Raw genomic sequence first — 24,379 nt, forward strand, 5'->3', positions numbered from 1 at the left:
CCCCGACCGGACGGGGGAATCACGGTCGGGGCGGTTCAGGGGTGTGGGCGCGGATGGCGGTCGCCTCTCGGCGGAACGCTCCACAGGGCTTCAGCCGGACGATCGTCCCTGTGGGCAGAAGGTGAGGCCCGGGGACACTGTCCCAGCCACACCCACGAATGGTTCAACGGAGAACTTCCTATGGGTGTTCCCGGGCCCCTGGCCACCCGCGGTGATGTGTGTCACCCGGTCCGTGGGGCCCGCGCGGACCACCGTCCCTCAGGCCAGCGGGCTGTCCGGCAGGGAGGCCAGGAGGTCGGCGGGGTCGGCGTACACCGTTTCCGCGCCCGCCTCCAGCAGGTCGGCGCGGGGGATGCCGCCGCACAGGACGCCCACGCAGCGCACCCCGGCCCGGCGGCCGGCCTGCATGTCCCACACCGTGTCCCCGACGAACACCGCCCTTTCGGCGGGCACCCCGGCCAGCTCCAGGGCGTGCTCCACCGGTTCCGGAGCGGGCTTGCCCTCCTCGACGTCGTCCGAGCTCGCGGTCGCGGCGATGACGTCGTCGGCGTCGATGGCGCGCCGCAGGGCGGACAGCTCGGCCCCGCTCGCCGAGGTGGCGAGCACGACCGTCCAGCCGTCGTCGTGCAGTCTCCGCAGCAGCGGACCGGCGTCCGACAGCGCCGGCAGCCGGTCGAAGTACTGACCGTAGAGGGCCTTGTGGGCGGCGCTGATCCCGGCGTCCTCGTCCTTGTCCCGGTCGTCGCCGAGCAGGTGGGCGATGAGATCGTCGGAGCCCAGCCCGACCGCCCGGTGCACCGCGTGCATCGGGATCCGGTGGCCCGCCTGCCGGAAAGCCTCCCACCAGGCGGTGACGTGCAGGTGGTTGGTGTCGACCAGGGTGCCGTCGACGTCGAACACGGCAGCGCGCGTCATCAGGGGTCCTTTCTCTCGAGCCTCCCGGGTACCACCTCAGGCACCCGCCACGCCCGCCGGTACCCGGCCTTCCCGCGTCCAGGCCAGCAGGTCCGCCATCGGCCAGGTGGTCACGATCCGTTCCTCCGGCACCTCGCACTCCTCGGCCCGCGCACAGCCCAGGATCTGCCAGTCCAGCTGGCCGGGCGCGTGCGCGTCGGTGTCGACCGAGAACAGCACGCCCGCCTCCACGGCCCGGCGCAGCAGCCGGCGCGGCGGATCCAGCCGCTCGGGCCGGCTGTTGATCTCCACGGCCGTGCCGGACTCGGCGCACGCGGCGAACACCGCGTCGGCGTCGAACTGCGACTCCGGCCTTCCCCGCCCGGTCACCAGCCGCCCGGTGCAGTGGCCGAGGATGTCGGCGTGCGGGTCGCGTACGGCGTTCACCATGCGGCGCGTCATCGCACGGGAGTCCATACGCAGCTTGGAGTGCACGGACACGACCACCACGTCCAGCCGCTCCAGCAGCTCCGGTTCCTGGTCCAGCGACCCGTCGTCGAGGATGTCGCACTCGATGCCGGTCAGCAGCCGGAAGGGCGCCCAGGTCGCGTTGAGCTCCTCGACCACGTCCAGCTGCCGCCGCAGCCGCTCGGGGGAGAGCCCGCGGGCCACCGTCAGGCGGGGTGAGTGGTCGGTCAGCACGGCCCACTCGTGGCCGAGCGCGGCCGCCGCCCGGCCCATCTCCTCGATGGGACTGCCGCCGTCCGACCAGTCGGAGTGCAGATGGCAGTCCCCGCGGACCAGCTCCCGCAACCGTTCGCCGGCGCCGTCGGTGAGCGGCTTGCCCGCCTCGTCCTCCAGCGTGCGCAGATAGGAGGGCGTCTCCCCGGCGAGCGCCTCGCGCGCCACCTGGGCGGTCTTCGGACCGACGCCCTTCAGCGTCTCCAGGGTCCCGGCCGCGGCGCGCTCGCGGACCTCCGCCTCGGGCAGTCGCGACAGCACCCGGGCCGCCGTGCGGAAGGCCTTCACCCGGTAGGAGGGCGCCAGGGACCGCTCCAGCAGGAAGGCGATCCGGTCCAGTGCTTCGACGGGATCCATCGCCACCTCCTGGCTCCAGAGTTCCTTACCGGGGCGCGGAACGCACCAGGAAATCGGATGATTCGTCATGACAGATTCCGCTTTACCCTCTATGTCATGACCGAAATCGCGAGCCTCCGTATCTCTCACCCGCGGATCATGGTGCTCGGGGTGCAGCCGGGCCCCGCGCCGTTCCGCATCGTGGAAATCGATTCCGAGGTGGTCGGCGAGGCGAGGGACGTCACCGACGTCCTCGAGATCGCCGCCGCGTACGGAATCACGGTGCACGACCTCGACGACCCCGACGTGGTGCGATGGGTGGGCGGGGACCGGTACACCTGGACCCCGCGCTGACGGCGGTCAGACCTCTTCTCGGGCGCCCCGGCGCAGGTGCCGTTCCCGTGCGTGCACCGCACGGCTCATCCGACGGCCCACGAGCAGGTAGCCGATCAGGGCCCCCGTGGTGTTGAGGATGACGTCGTCGATGTCGAAGGCGCGTCCCGTCACCACCGCCCCCTGGGCGAACTCCACCATCAGCATGACGGTCGCGGTCAGCAGCAGTACGCGCAGCACTCCGCGGGCCCGGGGCGCGACCACCGGCACCAGGACGCCGAAGGGCACGCCGAGCAGTATGTTCCCGCCGATCTGCTTGACCGCGTCGCGCAGTTCGGGCTGGTCGAGATAGGCGCGCAGGGAGTCGCCGGGACGCAGGTTGGAGTGCACCAGCGCCGCGGACGCGGGTGACGGCTCCAGGGTGAGCCGGGCGAGCACGACGGCGAACGCCACCATGAACGCGAAGGCGCAGAGCACCGCCAGCAGCCGGAGAGGCAGCGGCAGCGGCCGGCGCTCGGCGCGTGCCGCCTTCTTGGCCGCACGGCGCTTCCGGCCTGACTCGGGGCGGGGCCCGGAGCCGGGCCGCGGGTCTGACGCAGGGCCGGATTTCGAGCGCGGCCGGAAGGAGAAACCGCGCTTCCACCCCGTCTTCCCGGCCCCGTTCCTCGTAGGGGCGGGCTCCTCCGTCCTGGTGGCGCGTGGGCGGAACACGGCGAGCGGACGTAGAGCTGCACGGGCCATTCGGTCCTCCAGTCGGCAACTTCCCTGAGTGGTAGGGCGATTACCCCCGAACGTCCGAGGGATGCGGTCCGCCCGGCCGCGGCCCGCGGCCCGTTTCCGCGTCGGTGCCGCCGGCGACCGTGCCGGCCCGGCCGTGGGGGTTCGGCGGCCGTGACCGTCGCCCTGCCGTGCCTGCTCACGGCCCGGCCGGGCGCTCCCGCCGCGCCGTCCGCGGTCCGGGCGCGTCGGGGACCACGCGGCCCGGCTGCCGGTCGGCACGGCACTGCTCGGCGCGGCGGCGCGGGCGGGCGGGTTCGGCGGACGGCGCGGCGGGACGGCGCCCCGGAAGGCGGTCAGGCGTGGTAGGTCACCTTCACCTCCGTGAAGCCGAGGGAGTGCAGCAACCCCTGGAGCATGTCGGTGGTGTTGGTCTCGGCGCGCGCGATCAGTTCGCTCTCCTTCGCCGCCTCGCCGATGTGCTTGACCGCCAGCTTCTGCACGGCCTGCTCACCGCTCGGATTGTCCGAGAAGAGGTCGCCGAGGCGGTCGAACAGCCCGCGCTGCTTGGAGACCGCGTAGGAGCGGTCGGGGTCGAGCGCCGGTTTGCCCAGCAGGGCGTGCGGCAGCCGGAGGGTGGCCGAGGTGCGGTCGTCGTCGACCGTCACGTCCTGGTCGCCGACCTTGCCGAGGTCGACATAGGCGTCCACGGTGCCCGCCCCGACGTACAGGGTGCGGGTACCGCGGATCGCGTCGGGAAGGTACTTGGCGTCCTTCTCCAGGTCGACGACGACCTGGAAGTTGCCGGAGGCGGCGTCGTAACGGCTCATGTCCTGGATGGATTCCAGCAGGGCGGGGCCCGAGCGGTCGTGGGTCTCGGTCCCGAAGAAGTCGCGCAGTCCCGGCAGCAGGCTCAGCCGGATCCCGGCGAACATCACGACGAGTACGACCACGACGGCGGTGAGCACCTTGGCCCAGCCGGGCATGCGCCGGGGCAGGCGTGTGGCGGGCTTCTCGGGCTTGGTGTCGGTCGTCATACGACGGCCCTCCTTCCTCCTGTGCGGATGCCCGTCGATTGCCCTGTCAGACCGCGCTGTTGGCAACCTGTGACAGTGCGGGCACGGATGACGGGCCGCCCGGGCGAGCGTGCCGGGGCTGCCGCGAGGTCGCCCCGGCACGCCCGGTGGCGGCCCCCGGCCGCCGGTAGGGTGGCCGGCCGGCCGTGACGACCGCGTCCGCCGCCGCGACCGGCGCGGTCGTGGCCGGTCCACCCGGTTGGCCGCTCCGAGCGGTCCGGGACCCGGCGGCGGGCGACGACCGCATTCCCGGGAGCCCGGGGGGCTGCGAGTGACGTCGAGTGACCGGGCGGGACTCCCGCGCACTCCTGAGGGTGGGCAAAACGGACCCGGTCCGTAGCATGAGAGCTCCCGCCCCAGCCGGACATGATCAGCGAGGAGCCGATCGTGCGAGACATCTCCGTGTTCAGCGGCAGTGCCCATCCCGAGCTGGCCGCCGAGGTCTGTGCCCACCTCGGCGTGCCCCTGAGCCCCACCCGACTCAGCAGGTTCGCCAACGACTGCCTGGAGGTCCAGCTCCAGGCGAACTGCCGGGAGCGGGACGTCTTCCTGGTCCAGCCTCTGGTCCGGCCGGTGCAGGAGCACCTCGTGGAGCTGCTGCTGATGTGCGACGCGGCCCGCGGGGCGTCGGCGGGCCGGATCACCGTCGTCATGCCGCACTACTCGTACGCCCGCTCCGACAAGAAGGACGCGCCCCGCATCTCGCTGGGCGGACGTCTGGTCGCGGACCTGATGGCGGCGGCCGGCGCCCACCGCCTCCTCACCATGACCCTGCACTCGCCCCAGGTCCACGGCTTCTTCTCGATGCCCGTGGACCACCTGCACGCCCACCGGGAGCTGGCCGCCCACTTCCGCCGCTACGACCTCACCCGCACCACTGTGGTCTCGCCCGACCTCGGCAACGCCAAGGAGGCCGCCGCCTTCGCCCGGATGATCGGCGCCCAGGTGGCGGCCGGGGCCAAACAGCGGTACGCCGACGACCGGGTCAGTATCAGCGCCGTGATCGGCGAGGTGGCCGGCCGGGACGTCATCGTCCTCGACGACGAGATCGCGAAGGGCAGCACGGTCCTGGAACTACTGGACCGGCTGCGGGAGTCGGAGCCGAGGTCGATACGGGTGGCGTGCACGCACGGCCTGTTCGCGGCCGGTGCCCTCAAGCGGCTCAGTGAGCAGCCCGACGTGCTGGAGATCGTGTGCACCAACACCGTGCCGGTGCCCGCCGAGGAGCACACCGACAAGCTGCGGATCCTGTCCATCGCGCCCGCCCTCGCGGAGGCCGTGCGCCGTATTCACAACGGTGAGTCCGTCAGCGCCCTGTTCGACGCGGCGCGCGGCCCATAGGCCGGGACCGGGGGACCGAGGACCGGACGGGAGACCGGAGACCGGAGACGGGGGGCGTGCGGAACGGGGGACCGCGGTACCCGGAGGCGGTGCCGGGAGGCGGTACGAGGAGGAGCGCCTCGAGCGCCGTCATAACGTGCCGGAGGCGGACTCGGGCTGTTCCAGAGCCGCGTCCAGGGTCGTGGCGGGCGGCAGCAGCCGGTACAGCCCGGTGGCCCGCAGGATGCGCAGGGTGAGCCGATGGGTGCAGACCAGGTGCAGATGCCCGCCGTGGGCGAGGACGCGGCCGCGTGCCCGGTACAGCAGGCGCAGTCCGGAGCAGTCGAAGAACTCGATCCGGCTCAGGTCGATCACGATCCGGGGCGCCGGGCCGCCGGTCGCGTCGTCGAGGTGCGGGGCGATCTCCGTCGCCGCGACGATGTCGATCTCGCCGCGGAACTCCAGCACCGTGTATCCCCGGTCCTCGCGGACGCGCAGATGCGGGGTGTCCGCCGCGGGTTCCTCCAGCACGACGACATCGCCTCCAACCCGCTCCACCGGTCGGGAGCCTCCAACGGCCGGGGAACGGACAGCAGTTCCCCGCCCCAGCAAGCTACCCCCGATCGAGTGAATTCCAGCATGTTCGATTGACATATGTCTTCGAAATGCAACCGACTCTGTCGGAGTTTTTTCGCGCCGTGAGCGAAGGGGCGTACGCCGTGCTGTGGAGGGGGCGTGCGGAAGTGCTACGACAGCGCGTGCCAGGCTTTGGAGAGCGCGGTGCGCAACTGCTCCGTCTGGTGTGCGGTGAGCTCCCGCACCATGCGCTCCTCCAGCTCCCGCACCGGCCCCGCGTGCCGGTCGAGCAGCTCGCGCCCCTCCGCGGTGAGCGCGATCAGCAGCTCGCGGCGGTTGCGTGGATTGCGCTCGCGGCGGATCAGGCCGCGCGTCTCCAGGGAGCGCACCAGGTCCGCGATGGACTGGGCGGTCACGAAGGAGTCCCGGGCCAGCTGGGCGGCGGACAGGCCGTCGTGCCGTTCCAGCACGGTGAGCGCCGTGTACTGCAGGGCCGTGATCCCCGACGGCCTGACCAGCTCGTCCAGGTGGGATCGCACGACCAGCTCCACCTGTTTCACCATGTAGAGCAGGGACGGGGGCGCCCGGTGGGGCTGAGGTGCGGACGCTGCCTTGGTTGTCTGGGTGCCGACCATGAGCCCGAGCCTAGAGCATTGACAGGAAACCTGGCTGTAATGAGACTGCGAACCAACAGGAATCCTGTTTGTTGAAATCTTGGCGAGGATGCTGAGGAGTGGTGATGACCACCTTCGAGATCGACCCCGGTCGACTGTTCATCGGGGGACAGTGGCGCGAGGCCGCGGACGGGGCGCGGACCGAGGTGGTCGACCCGTCCCGGGGCGCGGTCGTCACCACCGTCGCGGAGGCGGGCGCCGCCGACGTCGACGCCGCCGTACGGGCCGCGCGCGCGGCCTTCGACGCCGGTACGTGGTCCGGAACGAGCGGCCGCGAGCGCGGTCGCGTCCTGCTCCGGGTGGCGGAGCTGATCCGTGCGGAGGCCGACGAGATCGCCCGGCTGGAGAGCCTGGACGTCGGCAAGCCGATCACCCTGGCGCACGCGGTCGACGTCACCAACGCGGCCAACGACTACGAGTACTTCGCCTCCCTCGCCTTCTCCCTGGACGGCGCCACGCGCGACACCCCGATGAGCGCCCTCGCCTACACCAAGCGGGGCCCGATGGGGGTGGTCGCCGCGATCACGCCGTTCAACTTCCCGCTGATCCTGGCCGGTTCGAAGATCGCCCCGGCGCTCGCGGCCGGCAACACGGTCGTCCACAAGCCCGCCGACGAGACCCCGCTCAGCGCCCTGTACATGGCGGGCCTGTTCCAGCGGGCCGGCGTTCCCGACGGGGTGGTCAACGTCGTCACCGGCGCAGGGCCGGTCGCAGGTGAGGCGCTGCTGCGGCACCCCGGCGTCGACAAGATCGCCTTCACCGGCTCCACCGCGGTCGGGCGGCACGCCGCGAGCGTCGCCGGCGAGCACCTCAAGCCGGTCACCATGGAGCTCGGCGGCAACGCGGCGCACCTCGTCTTCGAGGACGCCGACCTGGAGAGGGCGGTCGGCGCGGTCATCAAGGGTTTCGTCTTCAACACCGGCCAGTTCTGCATGGGCGGCCCGCGTCTGCTGGTGGCCCGGCCGGTCTACGGCACCCTGCTGAACATCCTCGCCGAGGCGGTCCCCGGGGTGCCGGTCGGCGACCCCCGGCAGGCGGAGACCGTCGTCGGCCCGATGGCCGGGGAGAAGCACCTGCGCAAGGTCGAGGAGTATGTCGAGCTGGCCCGCAAGGAGGGTGCCCGCATCGTCTGCGGCGGTGAACGGCTCGACCTCGACGGCGGCTACTACTACAAGCCCACCGTGATCGCCGACCTCGCGAACGACTCCCGGGTCGTCCAGGAGGAGATCTTCGGACCGGTCCTCACCGTCCAGCCCTTCGACGACGAGGACGAGGCCGTCGCGCTGGCCAACTCCACGCCATACGGCCTGGCTTCGGGCGTCCAGACCGGCAACCTGGCCCGCGCGCACCGTGTCGCCGACCGTCTCCAGGCCGGCATCGTCTGGGTCAACGACTGGGCGATGCTCGACCCGGCCGTCCCGTTCGGCGGGGTCAAGGACTCCGGCTTCGGCCGCGAGTACGGCCCCGAGGCGCTCCACGGGTACACCAGGGTCAAGTCCGTCGTCGTCTCGCTCGACTGAACGCGCCGCGAAACACAGGGAGTCCCACCGATGTCCATCACCACACGCGCCGCCGTCGTCGAGTCCGGCGGAGCCCCTTTCACCCTGTCCGAGGTCGTCCTCGACGACCCCGCCCCGCACGAGGCGGTCGTCCGGCTGGTGGCGGCCGGACTGTGCCACACCGACCTCGGTGCGGCGAGCGGCGGACTGCCGTTCCCGCTGCCCGGAGTCCTCGGCCACGAGGGCGCGGGCGTCGTGGAGTCGGTCGGCTCGGCCGTCACCGGTGTGGCGCCCGGCGACCATGTCGTGCTGTCCTTCACCTCCTGCGGCGACTGCCGCAACTGTCACGGAGGCCACCCCGCCTACTGCGCCACCTGGCTCCCGCTGAACCTCACCGGCGGCCGCCGCGCCGACGGCACCAGCACCATCAGCCGGGACGGCGAGCCGCTCGGCGGCCACTTCTTCGGCCAGTCCTCCTTCGCCGAGCGGGCCCTGGTCGACGAGCGCAGCCTCGTCAAGGTCGACCCCGCCGTGCCGCTGGCGTCGATCGCCCCGCTGGGCTGCGGGGTCCAGACCGGTGTCGGCGCGGTCTGGAACGTGCTGAAGCCGGCGACCGGCAGCACGGTCGTCGTCCTCGGTGCGGGAGCCGTCGGTCTGTCGGCGGTCATGGCGGCCGCCCTCACCCCGGCCACCACGATCATCGCGGTCGACCGGGTCGCCGAACGCCTCCAGCTGGCCAAGGAGCTGGGCGCCACCCACACCGTCGCGGCGGGCGGGGCCACGCCGGCCGAGGCGATCGCCGAGATCACCGGCGGGCAGGGCGCCGACGGCATCGTGGAGACCACGGGCAACACGGCCGTCCTGCGCCAGGGCGTCGACGCGCTCGCCGCCCGCGGCACCCTCGTCGTGGTGGGCGCGCCGCCGTTCGGCAGCGAGGTCGCCCTGGACGTCAACGGGCTGCTGGGCGGCAAGCGGGTCGTGGGGCTGACCCTCGGCGACAGTGAGACGCAGTCCTTCGTCCCGGCCCTGGTCGAGCTGGTCAAGGAGGGACGGCTCCCGCTGGACCGCCTGATCGGCACCTATCCGTTCGCGGACATCGACCAGGCGGTGCGGGACATGACCGAGGGCCGGACCATCAAGCCCGTGCTCGTCTTCTGACGTCTCGTCAGCCGACCGTCAGGACCAGCTTCCCGGTGGTCCGGCCGGTGTCGCCGAGCCTGTGTGCCTCGGCGGCATCGGCCAACGGGAAGGTCCCGGCGATCGTGGCGCTCAGCTTCCCGGACGCGGCCAGTTCGGCGATCGTGCGCATCCCGGCCCGGTCGGCGTCCACGAGCATCCGCACCGCCCGGACACCGAGCCGCTCCGCCTCCGCGAAGAACTCGTCCGAGCCCACCGGCAGGATGGACACCACGATCCCGCCCGGCCGCAGCACGCGCAGGGACCGCACGGAGGTGTCCCCGCCCAGCGTGTCCAGGACCACGTCGACGTCCTTCACGGCCTCGGTGACGTCGCTCTCCCGGTAGTCGATCACCTCGTCGACGCCCAGCTCCCGCAGGAAGTCGTGCTTGCCCGCACTGGCCGTACCGATCACATACGCGCCGCGCGCCTTGGCGATCTGCACGGCGACATGGCCCACGCCGCCCGCCGCCGCGTGGATCAGTACCCGCTGCCCGGCTTCGAGGCCGGCGTTCTCCACCAGGGCCTGCCAGGCGGTCAGCGAGACCAGCGGCAGCGCGGCCGCCTGGACGTGGTCGATCGCGGCCGGCTTGTGCCACAGGGCGCGGACCGGGGCGATGGCGTACTCGGCGTGCGAGCCGTGGCCGTAGGGGTAGGGCAGCATGCCGAAGACCTCGTCGCCGGGCGCGAAGGCCGCCACGCCGATGCCGACCGCCTCGACGGTCCCGGAGAGGTCCCAGCCCAGGACGAAGGGCGGCTCGCCCAGGAACCCGCCGGTCGCGCGGTGCTTCCAGTCGGTCGGGTTGACGCCGGCGGCGCGCACCCGGACCAGTACCTCGTTCGGACGCGGCGCGGGCCGCTCCACCTCTGTCTCCTTCAGGACCTCGGGACCGCCGAGGACGCTCTGGCCGATGACGCGCATGGTGTTCACAGTGCTCATGGTGAACCAGCCTGCCGGGCCGCGCCCCACCGGGAAATGGCAAGATTGCCAACCTTCGATAAGATCGTGCCATGCAGGCACAGCAACGCAAGCACCGGGTGGTCGTCCTCGCCCTCGACGGCGTCTACCCCTTCGAACTCGGCATCCCCAGCCGGATCCTCGGCGCGGCCGACGGTCACTACGAGACCCTGACCTGCTCGGTCGACGGCCGACCGGTGCAGACCAACGCCGACTTCACGATCGGCGTGCAGCACGGTCCCGAGGTGCTGGCCACGGCCGACACGGTCGTCGTCGCCCCGGTGGCCTCCGACCGGATCGCCGCCGAGCTGCCGGACGGGGTCGCCGACGCGCTCTCCCTGATCCGCCCCGAGGCGCGCCTCGTCTCCATCTGCACGGCCGCGTTCGTCCTCGCCGCCGCCGGTCTGCTCGACGGCCGCCGGGCCACCACCCACTGGCAGGTCGCCGAGGCGTTCAGCCGGATGTACCCGCGGGTCGACCTCGACCCGGACGTCCTCTTCGTGGACGACGGCCGTGTGCTGACCTCGGCCGGCGCCGCCTCCGGGGTCGACATCTGCCTGCATCTCGTCCGTAAGGACCACGGCAGCGAACTCGCCAACAAGGTGGCCCGCCGCTGCGTGGTCCCGCCGTTCCGTGACGGCGGCCAGGCGCAGTACATCGAACAGCCGGTTCCCGAGACCGGCGCGGCGAGCACGGCGGCCACCCGTGCCTGGGCCCTGGGGCGCCTGGACGAGCCCCTCGCCCTCGCCGACCTCGCCGCGCACGCCCGGATGAGCCCGCGCACGTTCGCCCGCCGCTTCCACGACGAGGTGGGCATCAGCCCCGGCCGCTGGCTGATCCAGCAGCGCGTGGTGCACGCCCGGCACCTGCTGGAGGCCAGCGACCTCTCCGTCGACCAGATCGCCGGCCGGGTCGGCTTCGCCACCGGCGCCTCGCTGCGCCAGCACCTGCACGCGGCCATCGGGGTCTCCCCCCAGGCGTACCGCAGGACGTTCCAGACGGCCCGCTGAACGTTCCGGACCGCCGCCGCGTCACAGGAGCGGGCGCGACAGGGCGGCCGGGGCAGCGGGGAACGGGGACGGGCATGCGCGCACGATGGGTGGCGTCGGGGCTGCTGGTGGTACTGGCGGCCGTCGGATGCGGAGCCGGGGACGAGGAGGACGTCGTCGTCGAAGGAACACCACCGGCGACGCCGTACGCCGGTCCGCTGGACATCGCCACGAAGGAGCTGGACGAGAGCACGCCCGAGGCCCTGCGCAGCGCGTCCGGCGCCGCGGGCCGCGCGCTGGAGTGCGACGGAGAGATCTTCTGGGGCAGCGGGCCGGACGGCTGGAGCGCCCGGGACGGCGGTGACTCGCCGCAGGAGGGGCTGCGGCTCCACTTCGACCTGTTCGAGCCGGCGGGCCCGCGCTCCGGTTTCCGGGTGGAGCGCGAGGAGGCGGACCGGGTGCTGTTCTCGTACGACGTGGACGGCCGCACGAAGGTCGCCGTCGTCGTCGCCCGGGACCAGGAGGACCGGCCGGGCTGGGGTCCGGAGACGGCCGCCTCCTGCGATCCGGCCGAACTTCCCGCGAGCGTCACCGACTCCGGCGACCAGGAGATCTGGACCGACCGGCACGGTGAGCGGGTCGCGACCACGATCCTGAGCAGCTACCCCGGTGCCGAGCACTGCGACTGGCGGACGGCGCACTTCCTGGCAACGGGCCGGGGCGAGGACATGCGCCAGTACGTCCGCGACCCCGACGGCGTGATCGAGGAGGAGCTGCTGACCTCGCCGTACGACGGCGACGCCGCCCTGCCGGCCGACGCCCACGACACGGGCTACCGCTACGGCGACTGGCGGTTGTGGCTGACCGAGGACGCCTCGACGGCATACGTCCGCACCTCCGGGGGAGTCGAGGCCTGGCCGCTGGCGAAGGACACCGTGGCGTGCATGTGACCGCCGGTCAGCGGCTCGCGTGCAGTGCGACCAGCAGCTGCCACACCTGGTCGGCGATCTCCCCGGGCGTGCCCTGCAGGTCGCCGTGCAGCCAGTCCGCCAGCACCCCCGCGAAGGTCGCGGCGACGGCCGAGGCGACCAGGGGCGCGTCGGCCGCACCCGCCCGCTCCCGCTCCCGCAGGCTGTACGCCCGCAGATCGCGGTGCAGCACCCGGCCGAGCGGTCCGCCGCCGCCCGGCGTCAGCAGGGCGCGGTACAGCGCGGCGTGCGGTGTCAGCGAGCCGAAGAACTCCGGCAGCGCGGCCGGCGCGCGCACCGGGTCGGGCCGCCCCCGCCAGGCGTGCAGTGCCTCCACGGCCTCGCGCACGACGTCCGCGCAGGCGTCGACCGCGAGCGCCTCCAGGTCGGGATAGTGCACATAGAAAGTGGCCCGGCCGACCCCGGCCCGCCGCACCAGCGCGGCGACGCCGACCTCCTCAAGCGGCCGCTCGGCGCACTCCTCGAGCAGCGCGGAACGCAGCCTCGCCCGGGTGCGGGCCGCGCGCGGGTCCTCGGGCTCGCCGCGGGTCACCGCGCGATCAGGACGGCGGCCAGGGCGAGGGCGCCGGGCAGGGCCTGCGCGACCAGGATCCGGCGGTTCGCCGTGGCCGCTCCGTACACGCCGGCCACGACCACACAGGACAGGAAGAACACCTGCGCCCGGAAGCCGGTCGGGTCGGCCGCGATCAGCCCCCACACCAGGCCCGCCGCGAGAAAGCCGTTGTAGAGCCCCTGGTTGGCGGCCAGCGCGGCGGTCCGCCGCGCCATCTCCGCGTCCAGGCCGTGGAACGACATCCCCGGCTTCTTCTGCCACAGGAACATCTCCAGCACCAGGATGTACAGATGCAGCGCGGCCACCAGAACGACCAGAACGTCAGCCAGGATCTCCACGGTCTCCCTCAACTTCTTGGACAGGTGTCCACTATAACGGGACACCTGTCCAAGAAGTCCAGCCCCCGGCGGTACCGCCCTCCGGCGCGACTCCTCGTGCGAAGCGGACGGCGGCAGCCACACTGAGACCATGACGCCAGCACCCGCACGCCCCGCCGAGCAGCGCAGACGCGACACCCTCCACCGGTTGGAACACGACGTCGACGCGTGGGTCGCCACCGCGGCCGAGAGCGGTGCGGCCCCCCATCTGGTCCCCCTCTCCTTCGTCTGGGACGGCGCCACCCTGCTCTTCGCCACGCCCGCCACCAGCCCCACCGGCCGCAACCTGCTGGCCACCGGCGTCGCGCGCATCGCCGTCGGCCCGACCCAGGACGTCGTCATGATCGAGGGCACCGTCGTGGCCGTGCCGCCGGTCGAACTGCCGGAGGAGGACGCCGAGATCTTCGCGGGCAAGACCGGCTTCGACCCGCGCGAACTGGCCGCGCCCTACCTGTACTTCCGCGTCCTCCCCGGCCGGATCCAGGCCTGGCGGGCGGCCAACGAGATCCAGGGGCGGGAACTGATGCGGGACGGGGCGTGGCTGGTGGCCGACTGAAACCGGGGTATCCGCAAGGTCCGGGGGCGGGACGCGCCCGCCCCGTCCGGATCTCGCGGAGGAGACGACGACATGGCATTGGTGAAAGCGGGCGTCGTGGTGCTCGACTGTGCCGAGCCCGAGAAGCTCGCCGAGTTCTACAAAGGGCTGCTGGACGCCGAGGAGATCGTCGCGTCCGCCAACCGCGTGGAGATCCGGGGCGCCGACGGGACCCGGCTGGCCTTCCGGCGCGACGTGAACGCGACCCCGCCGAGCTGGCCCCGCCCCGAGAACTCCTTTCAGGCCCACCTGGACTTCCTCGTCGACGACCTGGACGAGGTGGAACGCAGGGTCGTGGGTCTGGGCGGCCGCCCCCTGGAGACCAAGGGCGCGCCCGGACCGCACGAGGAGCGCGGCTACTCCGACCCGTCCGGCCACTCCTTCACCATCCGCCTCGAACCCTCCACGGCGCCGAAGCAGGGCTGAAGCCGGGTACGGGAGCGGCCCGGCCCCTGCCAGGACGTCGCCGGGCCGGACCGGGCCGTGGAAGCCGACGGCGGCCCCGCGGCCCCGCGAGGCCGTGGGGCCGCCGCCGGGCCGCCGCGAGGTCACCGCCGACCGTGACCGGCGCCGGGCGGGCCGCTCAGTCCCGGCCCCCCTTGTCCTGGGACGGCCACACGCCCGTGGACCGTTCGATCGCCTTGGCGCCGGTGCGGTCGGCGGCGCTGCGGACAGCCGCGAAGATCGCGCCCTGGACCGCCGCGGCCAGCAGGATCTCGCCCCAGCCGCGGTCCCGGTCCAGGGCGTCCGGAGCGTCGTCCTCGTGTCGAATCGCCTTCCACGCCTTGCGGAACGCGACTCCCGCCAGGGCGCCGCTCGCCCAGCCGAGCACGAATCCGACGGGCTTGTAGGCAAGGGGGAGCTTCCTCTTCTTGGCCACGTGTCTCTCACTCCTTCTTCCGGTGCTGCGTGGATGAGGGGTCTCAGGGTCGTCCCCGCGCCGGAACCTCCTCGGCGGCACGGACCGGACCGGGCGGGGTCCCGGCGCCGAACGGACGGCCGCCGAGTTCCTCGCGGTGGTGGGGGGCGTGCCAGCCGGCCGGGTCCGGGCCGAGGGGGACGATGCGGGTCGGGTTGATGCCGGTGTGCACCTGGTAGTAGTGGCGCTTGATGTGGTCGAAGTCGACGGTGTCGCCGAAGCCGGGCGTCTGGAAGAGATCCCGGGCGTACGCCCACAGAACCGGATTCTCCGTCAGCTTCCAGCGGTTGCACTTGAAGTGACCGTGATACACGGCGTCGAAACGCACCAGCGTCGTGAACAGCCGGATGTCCGCCTCCGTGATCGTGTCGCCCACCAGGTAGCGCCGCTGTGCCAGCCGGGAGGCCAGGAGCTCCAGCCGCCGGAACACACCCGCGCACGCCTGCTCGTACTCGCCCTGCTCACGGGCGAAACCCGCCCGGTACACCCCGTTGTTGACGTCCTCGTACACGTCGGCCATGACCGAGTCGATCTCGTCGCGCAGCCGCTCGGGGTAGAGCTCGGGGGCGCCGGGGCGGTGCAGGGCCGTCCACTCGGTGGCGAGATCCAGGGTGAGCTGCTGGTAGTCGTTGGTCACCAGCTCGCCGCTGGGCACGTCCACGATCGCCGGCACGCTGACGCCGCCCTCGTGGCCGCGTTCGCGGCGGTCGTACGCCTCGGAGAGGTAGCGGATGCCGAGGACCGGGTCGCGACCGTCCGGGTCGAGGGTGAAGCGCCAGCTGCGGTCGTCCTGGATCGGGTCGGCGATCGCCATCGACAGCGCGTCCTCCAGACCGAGGAGGCGCCGGGAGATCACCGCCCGGCTCGCCCACGGGCAGGCACGGCTGACCACCAGGCGGTAACGGCCCGCCGTCACCGGTCGGCCCTCCCGGCCGTCCGCGGTGATCCGGTCGGTGAATCGGCTCTTGGACCGGTGGAACGCCTTGTGGCCGTACGCGCTGTTGCCGCCGCCCCCGTCGCTCATGGTTCCTCCCGCTGGTGTCGCCGTTCCCGTGCGTGTCCCGTTCTCGTGCGTGTCCCTGAACGCGTTCCCCGATTTCCGCCGACGGCACGGTATGAGCCCGACCGGCCCGGGCAGTCGGCTGAAGGTGACAGGGACACCGCCAGAGCGCCACACCGCGCAGGCCACCGAACGGAACGCCGAGACGAACACCGCACAGGCGGTCGAGGAGAAGGCGCGAGGGAGCGGGGACCGCTCCGCCTCGTCGAACGCCGACCGCAGGACCCGCGTCACCATCCTGGTGGCTCTCGCCGCCAACCTGCTGATCGCCGTCGCCAAGGCCGTGGGCGGTCTGTTCGCGGGATCCCCCGCGCTGCTGTCGGAGGCGGCGCACTCCGTGGCCGACAGTCTCAACGAGGTCTTCCTCCTCGCCGCGCTGCGCCGCAGCCGGCGTCCGGCCGACGCACGGCACCCTTTCGGCTACGGCAAGGAGCGCTTCTTCTGGTCGCTGCTGGCCGCCGTGGGGATCTTCGTCATGGGCGGCTGCTTCTCCTTCTTCCAGGGCGTCGAGGCCCTGCGATCGGGCGTGGACGAGAAGCTCAGCGGCTATGTGGCGGGCCTGGTCGTGCTCGGCGTCGCCCTCGTCGCCGAGGGCGCCTCACTGCTGCGGGCCCTGCACCAGGTGCGCAAGCAGGGCGGCGGTGTCGCGGGCCTGCGGGACCCGGCCCTGCGCACGGTCGTGGCCGAGGACGGCACCGCCGTGCTCGGCGTCACCCTGGCCGCGATCGGCATGGTCCTGCACATGGTGACCGGTCAGGTCGTGTGGGAGGCCTCCGCCTCACTGGCGATCGGCGCACTGCTCGTCTACGTCGCCTACCGGCTCGGGCGCGAAGCCCGCGACCAGCTCATCGGCGAGGCCGCCGACCCGGAAACGGGGGCGCGGATCCGCGCGCTGCTCGACGCCCAGCCCGAGATCGACAGCGTGGAAGCGCTGTTCACGATGCAGATGGGCCTCGACGCTGCCCTGGTGGCCGCCCGCGTCGACCTCATGCCGGGTCTGGACAGCGAGCGGGTCGAGGAGATCGCCGTGCGCATCAAGCGCTCGATCGCGGCGACCGTGCCCGAGGCGGACCAGATCTTCCTCGATGTGACCGACCGCGGCGCGCGCGAGGCAGGGGAAAGCCCCGCCGCGACGGGGGAACGCGGCGGGGCCTGACTGTCGGGTGCCCGGTGAGGGGCGCCGTCATGCGGTATCTGCGACAGATTTTTCTACGAGAACCCCGAGCCGTCCTCGAGGACGGCTCGCGCGGCCTCCGGGGAACACCTCTCGGCGATCCCCGGAGGCACGTCTTCCGTGCCCGGGCGCAGGCCGTCTCAGCTGCCGTCGACCGGTTCGACGACGAACACCGGGATCTCCCGGTCCGTCTTCTTCTGGTAGTCCGCGTACGACGGATACGCGGCGACGGCGCGCTCCCACCACTCGGCCTTCTCCGCGCCGGTGACCTCACGGGCCGTCATGTCCTGTTTCAGGGGCCCGTCCTGGAGCTCCACCCGGTTGTCGGCCTTGACGTTGTGGTACCAGACCGGGTGTTTGGGCGCTCCGCCCAGCGACGCGACCAGGGCGTACCGGCCGTCGTGTTCGACCCGCATCAAAGGCGTCTTGCGAAGTTTCCCGGTCTTCGCGCCCCGAGTGGTCAGCAGGATGACGGGCAGTCCCGTGTCCAGCAGCGTCGTCGCCTCCGTGCCGCCGGAGCGCTCGTACCGCTCCACCTGTTCGCGCACCCACTGCGTCGGGCTGGCTTCGTATTCGCCCTCGAGAGGCATGGCATCCGTCCCCTTCTTCATCGTGCCGCGTCGTCCGCGTCACGTACGTCCGACTCGCAACCCGGTTCAACACCGGTGGCCGCGAGATTCATCCGCGCCGGGACTGCCTAGGTCACCATCCGCACGGCCAGCACCGTCATCACCGCGCTCGAGACGAGCGCCGTCACCAGCCGCCCCCGGTGCCCGGTCAGCACACGGCCCAGCAGGGCGCCGCCACCGGCGAGCGAGACCTGCCAGCTCGCGGACGCGAGGAAGGCCGCCAGCACGAAGACTCCCTGCTCCAGCGGCCCTACGGATCCGGTGGTGCCGCTGCCGAGAACCAGGGCGGCGAAATAGATCACGGTCGTCGGGTTGAGGAGGGTGATGCCGAACAGGCTCAGACAGGCCCGGGCCGGGCTCGGCGGAGGAGGCGCGGACCGGGTGCTGAGCCGCCGGGCCCGATCATGGCGTACGGCCGTCACCGCGCCGCGTACCGCCAGCGTCAGCAGGACCAGCGCCGACGCCCAGCGCAACGGCGTCAGCACCGGCCGCAGCACGGCGGCGACGGCGGAGCCCCCGACGGTGGCGACCAGGGCGTAGAGGCTGTCCGCGAGGGCGACGCCGAGCGCCGCGCACACGCCGGTGCGCAGGGAGGTGCGGGCGGTGAGGGAGACGAGGTAGGTCGCGACCGCGCCGACGGGTACGGCGATGCCGTAGCCCGCGACCAGGCCCGCGACGAGCGCGGCCGTCACGGTCGCGCGGTATCGGGCCTCCGGGGACGGCCGGGCTGCTGCCGGCCACGCGCCGCGATCACGGTGGCGGGCGTCAGCGGCAGGAGGGCGTCGAATGTGGACATGGCCGGATCCTGCGGGTGAGGACCGGACGAGGGCAACCGGTTTTCCCGTCGCCGTCCCGGGAGCGCCGCTTCGGGGCGAATGGTTCCCGCCGAACCGCCCCTTGGCCGATCGGACCGACGAACCGCGCGCCACCCGCTCGATGGCCGCGCCCCGAGGCCGGACGGCGGCTGCCCTTCCCGCCTCAGTAGGGTGCGCGGGTGACCGCACAGGACGAACAGCCGCCCTTTCTCTACGTCGTCGTCTGCGCCGCCGGCATCGCCGCGGACGTCGGCAGGCTGATCGCCGCCGCCCAGGAACGGGAGTGGCACGTGGGCGTCATCGCGACGCCCCACGCCATGAACGGCTTCTTCGACACCGCCGCCGTCGAGGCGCGGACCGGACGCCCGATCCGCTCCGCCTGGCGGCGCCCCGGAGAGCCGCGGCCGTTCCCCGTTCCCGACGCGGTCGTCGTCGCCCCGGCCACCTTCAACACCATCAACAAATGGGCGGCGGGGATCGCCGACACCCTCGCCCTGGGGACCCTGTGCGAGGTCGCCGGGCTGGGCGTCCCCGTCGGGGTGCTGCCCTGTGTGAACGAGACCCTCGCGGGCCACCCCGCCTACCAGGACAGCCTGATACGGCTGCGCGGCATGGGCGTCAGGTTCGGGTACCCGTACGACGGCGCCCAGGGCGAGGAGTTCGGCTGGGAGCGGGCGCTGGACCTGATCGAATGAGTCGTGCGGCGGTGTGACCGGCGGGTCCCGCCCGCCCCGCCCACCGGCATACGCTCCACTGCGTACCCACACCGATGTCAGGAGCGGCCGCGATGCAGTACGTGAAGCTCGGTTCGACGGGTCTGGACGTGTCCAGGATCTGTCTGGGCTGTATGACCTACGGACTCCCCGACCGGGGCGCGCACGAGTGGACCCTCGACGAGGCGGCGTCGCGCCCGCTCATCAGGCAGGCCCTGGACGCGGGCGTCACCTTCTTCGACACCGCGAACGTCTACTCGGACGGCACCAGCGAGGAGATCGTCGGCAGGGCCCTGCGGGACTTCGCCCGCCGCGACGAGATCGTGCTCGCGACGAAGGTGAACGGCCGCATGCGGCCCGGACCCAACGGCGCCGGACTGTCCCGCAAGGCGATCCTGTCCGAGATCGACCACAGTCTGCGCCGCCTCGGCACCGACCACGTCGACCTCTACCAGATCCACCGCTTCGACCCGCACACCCCGGTCGAGGAGACGATGGAGGCGCTGCACGACCTGGTGAAGGCGGGCAAGGTCCGCTACCTCGGGGCGAGTTCGATGTACGCCTGGCAGTTCTCCAAGATGCAGTACACGGCCGAGCGGCACGGCTGGACCCGGTTCGTGTCGATGCAGAACCACTACAACCTCCTCTACCGCGAGGAGGAGCGCGAGATGCTGCCGCTCTGCGCGGACCAGGGCGTCGGCGTGCTGCCGTGGAGCCCGCTGGCCCGGGGCCGCCTCACCCGCGACTGGGGCACCGAGACCGGCCGCAGCTCCACGGACGACTTCGGCGGCTCCCTCTATCCGGAGGGCGACCGGGCCACCGTCGAGGCGGTCACCCGCATCGCGGCCGACCGGGGCGTACCCCGCGCCCGGATCGCCCTCGCCTGGCTCCTCCACCAGCCCACGGTGACCGCCCCGATCATCGGGGCCGCGAAGCCCCAGCACCTCGAGGACGCGGTGGCCGCCACCGAACTGACCCTGACCCAAAAGGAGTTGGCGGAACTGGAGGAGCCCTACAGGCCCCATCCGATCGCCGGTCACTGAAGCGCGTCCCCGCAGAAGGCGGGCGACCGCGCGATCAGCCCCGGGGGACCCGCGGTCGATGAGCGACTGTACGAGCGGAGCGTTAGTGCGGGCCTTGCGGTGCGAACTCGGTACCGCAGGGACCCGCCCCCTCGCTGACCGCCAGCGGCACCCGCTCCCCGTTCATGGCCAGCGTCCGGTAGTACCGGCCGATCCGTAGCGCCGACTGCCCGGTGTAGTGCCCGATGAACGACCGCCGGAACCGGTCCCCGCTGCGGTTGGGCCCCGACCCGTGCACCAGGCTGCCGTTGAAGAACAGCACGTCACCCGGCGTCATGTCGACCGGCGCCGCGGCGAGGCCGGGCGGCGGCGGCACGTACTCGCGCGCGAACGACACCTGCGCGTCCGCCTCCTCCGGGCAGAACAGGTCCATCCGGTGGGTGCCGGGCACGACCTCCAGGCCGCCGTTGTCCCGGTCGATCACGTCACAGGCCAGCCAGGCCGCCACACACGTGCCCGGCTCGACCCGCAGATAGAAGTTGTCCTGGTGCAGCGCCTGGCCCCGGGCGCCCGGCGGCTTGAAGTAGAACATGCTCTGCGCGGCCAGCACCTCCTCGCCGAGCAGGTCCTCCAGCACGGCGCGCAGCCGCGCGTCCAGCAGCACCTGCCGGGCGAGGGGACTGATCTCGTGCGGGTGCATCACCCTCGGGTAGGCGTGCAGCGGGTCGGCGGAGCCGGGGCGCGGCTCGAAGTGCCCGGGCACCGTCCCGGCCGCGTGCAACCGTGCGAACTCGGCGCACAGTTTGTCGACCTCGTCGTTCCCGAACAGCCCGCGTACGACGGTGAAGCCGTCCTCCCGGTACTGCCGCAGCCCCGCCGGGGTCAGCACGGGTGCCCCGGCGGCGCCGGTGTCCGTGACGGTCATACTTGCCTCCTCGGTCCACTGGTCTCGACCGTCACGCTAGGCCGACGCGGCCCCCGGGAGGATGTCCATGCGTGCTGACGACCTGCCCGGGACTGCCGGCCCCGCCGATCCGTCCCCGCCGCCCGGTCTCGTGGTGGTCGGTCACTTCGACGAGGGGGCGGGGTACGGCGTGGACCGGCCCCAGGGGTCGGACAGCTGGCTGATCACCTGGACGACGGGCGGGCGCGGCCGGCTGCGGCAGGGCGGGAGCGAGACACGGGCGGGCGCGGGCGACCTGGTGGTGCTCGCGCCGGGCGTCCCGCATGCCTACGCCGTCGAACCCGGCGCCCGGCACTGGCGGTTCTGGTGGGCCCACTGCCAGGCCCGGCCCTCCTGGACCCCCTGGCTCCGCCCGTACGCCACCGACGACGGCCCGGACGGTCTGTACGCCATCGGCCCCGTCCCGGCCGCTCTGCACGACCGGATGGAGGGGGCCTGGCGGCGGACGCATGCCGACGCCCGGTGGACCGGCGGCGAAACACCGGCCGGCGAGCTGGGGATCGTGGTGGCCCACGGCTCCGCGGCCAGGGAACTCGCGCTGTGCGGGCTGGAGGAGGCCGTCCTGCTGGCGGCCGCCTCGGCCCGGCCTCCCGCGGCCCCGCCGGGCCTCGACGACCGTGTGCGCCGGGCACAGGCGCGGATGGCGGCGGATCCCGGTGCCCCGCACACCGTCCGCTCGCTCGCCGCCGAGGTCGCGCTGTCGCCCTCGCGCTTCGCCCATCTCTTCACCGAGCAGGTCGGCCACTCCCCGATGCGGGCCCTGCTCGAGACGCGACTGCGGCACGCCGCCCGGCTGCTTGAGGGCGCCGACCTGTCCGTGGAACGCGTGGCGTCGGCCTCGGGCTTCGCGAGCGCGTTCCACTTCAGCCGCGTCTTCCGCGCCCGTCACGGCATGCCGCCGGGCGCGTACCGGGACGGAATGCGTCCGGAAATCACGTCCTGAAAGGCATGCCGAAAGAGGCGCCAAAAGGGACACCGATACAGTGACCACCCCAGAATTCTTCCGCTATTGACGTTCCGTCAAAATAATCCGGCCCGCAGGCAAAGCACGAAACCGCGAGATCCCTTGTTCCGCCTGGTCCGGCTGTGCAAAGGTGAGCCCTGTCGGCGCACGGACAACGATTTCCCCGGTGCGCGCGAGACACCTCCCGTTCACACCCCCCACGCTTCAAAAGAGCGGTACCCCCGCGGACGTCAGAGGTGCCGAACCCTGTGCGAGTCGATCCCGCTTCGTGAGCGGGATCGCATACCCGATGGTATGGACTTTATGCCGCATGCCCCCGGAAGGAATGCAGACCGTGAATGACGCAGGCCTGTCGAATTCCCCTTCGGCGCGCCGCTTCGACGCGACGGACGAACAGCTGAGCTCCGAGCTGAAGAAGTGGACGGGGGCGTCACCCGCACTGCATCCCGTCGGCGAACTGCTGGACCGCCACTGGGCGGCCGCCTTCGCCTACGCCCGGCTGTGCACCGACGGCGAGCGCGCGGCGGGCATGCTCACCACGGCCGCCTTCACCCGGCTGTTCGGTGAGAGCCTGCGGCAGAACGGGCCGACCGCCGCGTGGCGCCCCCATCTGCTGGTGACCGTGCGCCGCATCGCCGGTGAATGGGATGTCGACGGCCGCCGTGACCTGCTGCACCCGGACCTGCGCTCCGAGGGCGAGGACGGCGACCGTGCCGCCGCCCGGCTGCTGCCGCCGCTGAACCGGCGCATCCTGTCCCGGGCGTTCCAGCGGCTGCCCCAGTCCGCGCGCTGCCTGCTCTGGCACATCGAGGTCGAGGCCGAGCCCCTCGCGGTCCCGGCCGGACTGCTGGGCCTCGAGGAGGAGGGAGCCAGGGTCGAACTGCGCCGGGCCCGCGAGCGGCTGCGCGAGGAATGCCTCCAGGTGCACCGCGAACTCGCCACCGACGACGAGTGCCACCGCTACGACCGGCTGCTGGACGTCACCTGCCGCCGCGGCGGCGCCGACCTCGACCCCGATCTGCGCGGCCACCTGGAGCGGTGCCGCCACTGCCTGCACACCGCCGACCAGCTGCGCCAGTTCGAGGGTCTGCTCGGCGCCGCACTGGCCGAGAGCCTCCTGGGCTGGGCCGCCGCGGCCTACGTGGAGGTCAGGATGGCCGGCGACGGCGAACCCGTCGAGATGCCCGCGGAGCAGGGCCGCGGCTACTCGGGCGAGGCCTTCACCGACGGGACGCCCGCCCCCGCGGCGCCCGGCACCGCAGCCGGAGCCGGCCCGGAGCCCCGTGCCGGGCTGCGCGCCGGGGCGATCGCCCGTATCGGATCGCGGGCCGGCGCCGCCCTGCGGGCCGGGGCGGTGTCCGGCGCCGACTCCCGTCCCGGCGCGAGCCGTTCGGCCCAGAAGGCGGCCCGCCGCGCCCGCCGCCGCAACCTCGCCGCCGCCGTGCTGACCGTGAGCGGACTGGTCGTGCTGCCGCTCGGCGTGTGGGCGGCCGTCGGCTCCGGGGACGGAGCCGCGCCCGCGGGCAGCGGGTCGGCGAAGACACCGGCCCCCGGCACGGACACGGCCACTTCCGACCCGTCCTGGGTCGACGTCGGTGAGGACGCCCAGGGCACCCTGCGCGGCCGGCTGCACAACGCGGCCTCCGGGCTGTGCATCGGCATCGTCGGCCCCAAGGCCGTCAGCGGCGCCGAGACCGGACTGGCCGCCTGCTCCTCCGCGGCCGGCCAGCAGTGGTCGTACGAGCCGGACGGGCTGGTGCGCAGCGCCGCCGACGCCGATCTGTGCCTCGACTCCCACCTGGGCTTCTCGGTACGGCTGGCCCCGTGCGCGGGCGCCTCCCAGCCCGAGCCCAAGAACGTCCGGTACGACTTCACGCTCCAGGGCACGCTCGTCCCGCGCTCGGGTCAGAACCTCGCGCTGGCGCCCGCCGCCACCGATGGATCGGGCGCCCTCGTCCTGAAGAACCGGGTGGACAGCGCCGCCCAGCACTGGGTGATCGACACCTCGCAGCCCGACCCGCAGATGCAGTTCGTCAACTGGGGCGCCGACAGCACCTCCTCGGACGCACCGGCGCCGACCCCGACGCCCGAGGCGGCGAAGCCCCCGGCGGCCACGCCGGCACCGTCCGCCGCCCCGACCACCGCCGACCCGACGGGCTCCTCCTCGGGCCCGAACACCACGTCCTGCTCGTACTACACCTACTACTACTGCTCGTGGGGCGGCCGGCCGGGCTCGTCCGGCGGCTCGGGATACGGCTACGGCGGGTACGGGGGCTACGGTTCGGGCTCCGGGGCGGGCGGCGGGCGCAACTGACC

The 24,379-nt window shown here is 72.7% G+C and carries 27 protein-coding genes; 13 read left to right on the forward strand and 14 right to left on the reverse strand.

The features are described from left to right. Positions 1-258 precede the first annotated feature (258 nt). Complete coding sequence (locus QF030_RS35595; RefSeq protein WP_307166672.1) at positions 259-915, reverse strand: HAD family hydrolase; 657 nt, start codon at positions 913-915, stop codon at positions 259-261. A 36-nt stretch (positions 916-951) separates the two neighbouring features. After that, a complete protein-coding gene (locus QF030_RS35600; RefSeq protein WP_307166673.1) occupies positions 952-1,992 on the reverse strand; it encodes a PHP domain-containing protein in 1,041 nt (346 codons plus the stop codon). Between the two features lie 96 nt (positions 1,993-2,088). Between QF030_RS35600 and QF030_RS35605 the strand changes: the two genes are divergently transcribed. After that, positions 2,089-2,325, forward strand: coding sequence for a hypothetical protein (locus QF030_RS35605; RefSeq protein ID WP_307166674.1), 237 nt, complete (start codon positions 2,089-2,091; stop codon positions 2,323-2,325). A gap of 6 nt (positions 2,326-2,331) precedes the next feature. Here the strand turns inward: QF030_RS35605 and QF030_RS35610 are convergent, their stop codons facing one another. After that, positions 2,332-2,808 (reverse strand): VanZ family protein, encoded by a 477-nt coding sequence (locus tag QF030_RS35610; protein ID WP_307167807.1) that lies wholly within the window; start codon positions 2,806-2,808, stop codon positions 2,332-2,334. A gap of 569 nt (positions 2,809-3,377) precedes the next feature. Further along, the gene (locus QF030_RS35615) at positions 3,378-4,058 is read right to left on the reverse strand and encodes a DUF4230 domain-containing protein (protein WP_307166675.1); all 681 of its coding nucleotides are present in this window, start codon (positions 4,056-4,058) and stop codon (positions 3,378-3,380) included. Positions 4,059-4,484: 426 nt separating this feature from the next. Between QF030_RS35615 and QF030_RS35620 the strand changes: the two genes are divergently transcribed. Further along, the gene (locus tag QF030_RS35620) at positions 4,485-5,438 is read left to right on the forward strand and encodes a ribose-phosphate diphosphokinase (protein WP_307166676.1); all 954 of its coding nucleotides are present in this window, start codon (positions 4,485-4,487) and stop codon (positions 5,436-5,438) included. A gap of 129 nt (positions 5,439-5,567) precedes the next feature. On the opposite strand, the gene QF030_RS35625 is transcribed toward QF030_RS35620, so the two are convergent. Then, positions 5,568-5,948, reverse strand: coding sequence for an anti-sigma factor antagonist (locus QF030_RS35625; RefSeq protein ID WP_307166677.1), 381 nt, complete (start codon positions 5,946-5,948; stop codon positions 5,568-5,570). Positions 5,949-6,163: 215 nt separating this feature from the next. Beyond that, positions 6,164-6,628 (reverse strand): MarR family winged helix-turn-helix transcriptional regulator, encoded by a 465-nt coding sequence (locus QF030_RS35630; protein WP_373428853.1) that lies wholly within the window; start codon positions 6,626-6,628, stop codon positions 6,164-6,166. 104 nt (positions 6,629-6,732) lie between these two features. Between QF030_RS35630 and QF030_RS35635 the strand changes: the two genes are divergently transcribed. Both QF030_RS35635 and QF030_RS35640 read left to right on the forward strand, forming a co-directional pair. Next, complete coding sequence (locus tag QF030_RS35635) at positions 6,733-8,187, forward strand: aldehyde dehydrogenase family protein (protein ID WP_307166678.1); 1,455 nt, start codon at positions 6,733-6,735, stop codon at positions 8,185-8,187. A 30-nt stretch (positions 8,188-8,217) separates the two neighbouring features. Further along, a complete protein-coding gene (locus tag QF030_RS35640) occupies positions 8,218-9,324 on the forward strand; it encodes an NAD(P)-dependent alcohol dehydrogenase (RefSeq protein ID WP_307166679.1) in 1,107 nt (368 codons plus the stop codon). Positions 9,325-9,331: 7 nt separating this feature from the next. Here the strand turns inward: QF030_RS35640 and QF030_RS35645 are convergent, their stop codons facing one another. Then, on the reverse strand, positions 9,332-10,282 hold the full coding sequence (locus QF030_RS35645) for an NADP-dependent oxidoreductase (protein ID WP_307166680.1): 951 nt from the start codon (positions 10,280-10,282) through the stop codon (positions 9,332-9,334). Positions 10,283-10,353: 71 nt separating this feature from the next. Between QF030_RS35645 and QF030_RS35650 the strand changes: the two genes are divergently transcribed. Continuing rightward, complete coding sequence (locus QF030_RS35650; protein ID WP_307166681.1) at positions 10,354-11,310, forward strand: GlxA family transcriptional regulator; 957 nt, start codon at positions 10,354-10,356, stop codon at positions 11,308-11,310. Positions 11,311-11,384: 74 nt separating this feature from the next. Further along, the gene (locus tag QF030_RS35655; RefSeq protein WP_307166682.1) at positions 11,385-12,239 is read left to right on the forward strand and encodes a hypothetical protein; all 855 of its coding nucleotides are present in this window, start codon (positions 11,385-11,387) and stop codon (positions 12,237-12,239) included. Between the two features lie 7 nt (positions 12,240-12,246). Here the strand turns inward: QF030_RS35655 and QF030_RS35660 are convergent, their stop codons facing one another. Both QF030_RS35660 and QF030_RS35665 read right to left on the reverse strand, forming a co-directional pair. Further along, positions 12,247-12,810 (reverse strand): TetR/AcrR family transcriptional regulator, encoded by a 564-nt coding sequence (locus tag QF030_RS35660; RefSeq protein ID WP_307166683.1) that lies wholly within the window; start codon positions 12,808-12,810, stop codon positions 12,247-12,249. After that, the gene (locus QF030_RS35665; protein WP_307166684.1) at positions 12,807-13,169 is read right to left on the reverse strand and encodes a DUF1304 domain-containing protein; all 363 of its coding nucleotides are present in this window, start codon (positions 13,167-13,169) and stop codon (positions 12,807-12,809) included. Before QF030_RS35665 ends, QF030_RS35660 begins: the two co-directional genes overlap by 4 nt. Positions 13,170-13,299: 130 nt before the next feature. Here QF030_RS35665 and QF030_RS35670 point away from each other — a divergent pair, with 130 nt between their 5' ends. Both QF030_RS35670 and QF030_RS35675 read left to right on the forward strand, forming a co-directional pair. Further along, complete coding sequence (locus QF030_RS35670) at positions 13,300-13,764, forward strand: pyridoxamine 5'-phosphate oxidase family protein (protein ID WP_307166685.1); 465 nt, start codon at positions 13,300-13,302, stop codon at positions 13,762-13,764. Positions 13,765-13,836: 72 nt separating this feature from the next. Then, on the forward strand, positions 13,837-14,229 hold the full coding sequence (locus QF030_RS35675; RefSeq protein ID WP_307166686.1) for a VOC family protein: 393 nt from the start codon (positions 13,837-13,839) through the stop codon (positions 14,227-14,229). A 157-nt stretch (positions 14,230-14,386) separates the two neighbouring features. On the opposite strand, the gene QF030_RS35680 is transcribed toward QF030_RS35675, so the two are convergent. Both QF030_RS35680 and QF030_RS35685 read right to left on the reverse strand, forming a co-directional pair. After that, complete coding sequence (locus QF030_RS35680) at positions 14,387-14,683, reverse strand: DUF4235 domain-containing protein (RefSeq protein ID WP_307166687.1); 297 nt, start codon at positions 14,681-14,683, stop codon at positions 14,387-14,389. Positions 14,684-14,726: 43 nt separating this feature from the next. Beyond that, positions 14,727-15,746 (reverse strand): glutathione S-transferase family protein, encoded by a 1,020-nt coding sequence (locus tag QF030_RS35685; protein WP_307166688.1) that lies wholly within the window; start codon positions 15,744-15,746, stop codon positions 14,727-14,729. Between the two features lie 124 nt (positions 15,747-15,870). Between QF030_RS35685 and QF030_RS35690 the strand changes: the two genes are divergently transcribed. Beyond that, positions 15,871-16,938 carry a cation diffusion facilitator family transporter gene (locus QF030_RS35690; protein ID WP_307166689.1) on the forward strand — a complete coding sequence of 356 codons (1,068 nt, stop codon included), beginning with the start codon at positions 15,871-15,873 and terminating at the stop codon, positions 16,936-16,938. A gap of 158 nt (positions 16,939-17,096) precedes the next feature. Here the strand turns inward: QF030_RS35690 and QF030_RS35695 are convergent, their stop codons facing one another. Then, positions 17,097-17,546: a nitroreductase family deazaflavin-dependent oxidoreductase gene (locus tag QF030_RS35695; protein WP_307166690.1), complete on the reverse strand. Its 450-nt coding sequence runs from the start codon at positions 17,544-17,546 to the stop codon at positions 17,097-17,099. A 107-nt stretch (positions 17,547-17,653) separates the two neighbouring features. Continuing rightward, positions 17,654-18,277: a LysE/ArgO family amino acid transporter gene (locus QF030_RS35700; protein ID WP_307166691.1), complete on the reverse strand. Its 624-nt coding sequence runs from the start codon at positions 18,275-18,277 to the stop codon at positions 17,654-17,656. A gap of 302 nt (positions 18,278-18,579) precedes the next feature. Here QF030_RS35700 and QF030_RS35705 point away from each other — a divergent pair, with 302 nt between their 5' ends. Both QF030_RS35705 and QF030_RS35710 read left to right on the forward strand, forming a co-directional pair. After that, positions 18,580-19,095 carry a flavoprotein gene (locus QF030_RS35705; RefSeq protein WP_307166692.1) on the forward strand — a complete coding sequence of 172 codons (516 nt, stop codon included), beginning with the start codon at positions 18,580-18,582 and terminating at the stop codon, positions 19,093-19,095. Positions 19,096-19,187: 92 nt separating this feature from the next. Next, complete coding sequence (locus QF030_RS35710) at positions 19,188-20,156, forward strand: aldo/keto reductase (protein WP_307166693.1); 969 nt, start codon at positions 19,188-19,190, stop codon at positions 20,154-20,156. A gap of 82 nt (positions 20,157-20,238) precedes the next feature. Here the strand turns inward: QF030_RS35710 and QF030_RS35715 are convergent, their stop codons facing one another. Then, positions 20,239-21,060 (reverse strand): phytanoyl-CoA dioxygenase family protein, encoded by an 822-nt coding sequence (locus tag QF030_RS35715; protein ID WP_307166694.1) that lies wholly within the window; start codon positions 21,058-21,060, stop codon positions 20,239-20,241. 67 nt (positions 21,061-21,127) lie between these two features. Between QF030_RS35715 and QF030_RS35720 the strand changes: the two genes are divergently transcribed. Together QF030_RS35720 and QF030_RS35725 are read left to right on the forward strand one after the other, a co-directional pair. Then, positions 21,128-22,042 (forward strand): AraC family transcriptional regulator, encoded by a 915-nt coding sequence (locus QF030_RS35720; protein WP_307166695.1) that lies wholly within the window; start codon positions 21,128-21,130, stop codon positions 22,040-22,042. Positions 22,043-22,388: 346 nt separating this feature from the next. Then, positions 22,389-24,377: an RICIN domain-containing protein gene (locus tag QF030_RS35725; RefSeq protein WP_307167809.1), complete on the forward strand. Its 1,989-nt coding sequence runs from the start codon at positions 22,389-22,391 to the stop codon at positions 24,375-24,377. Positions 24,378-24,379 lie beyond the last annotated feature (2 nt).

Source organism: Streptomyces rishiriensis, from assembly GCF_030815485.1.
GTDB lineage: Bacteria > Actinomycetota > Actinomycetes > Streptomycetales > Streptomycetaceae > Streptomyces > Streptomyces rishiriensis_A.

What these genes read in the sequence shown, in the direction of transcription:
- QF030_RS35595 (WP_307166672.1), bottom strand. Translation starts at nt 915, where the DNA reads ATGACGCGCGCTGCCGTGTTCGACGTCGACGGCACCCTGGTCGACACC.
- QF030_RS35600 (WP_307166673.1), bottom strand. Translation starts at nt 1,992, where the DNA reads ATGGATCCCGTCGAAGCACTGGACCGGATCGCCTTCCTGCTGGAGCGG.
- QF030_RS35605 (WP_307166674.1), top strand. Translation starts at nt 2,089, where the DNA reads ATGACCGAAATCGCGAGCCTCCGTATCTCTCACCCGCGGATCATGGTG.
- QF030_RS35615 (WP_307166675.1), bottom strand. Translation starts at nt 4,058, where the DNA reads ATGACGACCGACACCAAGCCCGAGAAGCCCGCCACACGCCTGCCCCGG.
- QF030_RS35630 (WP_373428853.1), bottom strand. Translation starts at nt 6,628, where the DNA reads ATGGTCGGCACCCAGACAACCAAGGCAGCGTCCGCACCTCAGCCCCAC.
- QF030_RS35635 (WP_307166678.1), top strand. Translation starts at nt 6,733, where the DNA reads ATGACCACCTTCGAGATCGACCCCGGTCGACTGTTCATCGGGGGACAG.
- QF030_RS35640 (WP_307166679.1), top strand. Translation starts at nt 8,218, where the DNA reads ATGTCCATCACCACACGCGCCGCCGTCGTCGAGTCCGGCGGAGCCCCT.
- QF030_RS35645 (WP_307166680.1), bottom strand. Translation starts at nt 10,282, where the DNA reads ATGAGCACTGTGAACACCATGCGCGTCATCGGCCAGAGCGTCCTCGGC.
- QF030_RS35650 (WP_307166681.1), top strand. Translation starts at nt 10,354, where the DNA reads ATGCAGGCACAGCAACGCAAGCACCGGGTGGTCGTCCTCGCCCTCGAC.
- QF030_RS35655 (WP_307166682.1), top strand. Translation starts at nt 11,385, where the DNA reads ATGCGCGCACGATGGGTGGCGTCGGGGCTGCTGGTGGTACTGGCGGCC.
- QF030_RS35670 (WP_307166685.1), top strand. Translation starts at nt 13,300, where the DNA reads ATGACGCCAGCACCCGCACGCCCCGCCGAGCAGCGCAGACGCGACACC.
- QF030_RS35675 (WP_307166686.1), top strand. Translation starts at nt 13,837, where the DNA reads ATGGCATTGGTGAAAGCGGGCGTCGTGGTGCTCGACTGTGCCGAGCCC.
- QF030_RS35685 (WP_307166688.1), bottom strand. Translation starts at nt 15,746, where the DNA reads ATGAGCGACGGGGGCGGCGGCAACAGCGCGTACGGCCACAAGGCGTTC.
- QF030_RS35695 (WP_307166690.1), bottom strand. Translation starts at nt 17,546, where the DNA reads ATGCCTCTCGAGGGCGAATACGAAGCCAGCCCGACGCAGTGGGTGCGC.
- QF030_RS35710 (WP_307166693.1), top strand. Translation starts at nt 19,188, where the DNA reads ATGCAGTACGTGAAGCTCGGTTCGACGGGTCTGGACGTGTCCAGGATC.
- QF030_RS35715 (WP_307166694.1), bottom strand. Translation starts at nt 21,060, where the DNA reads ATGACCGTCACGGACACCGGCGCCGCCGGGGCACCCGTGCTGACCCCG.
- QF030_RS35720 (WP_307166695.1), top strand. Translation starts at nt 21,128, where the DNA reads ATGCGTGCTGACGACCTGCCCGGGACTGCCGGCCCCGCCGATCCGTCC.
- QF030_RS35725 (WP_307167809.1), top strand. Translation starts at nt 22,389, where the DNA reads ATGCAGACCGTGAATGACGCAGGCCTGTCGAATTCCCCTTCGGCGCGC.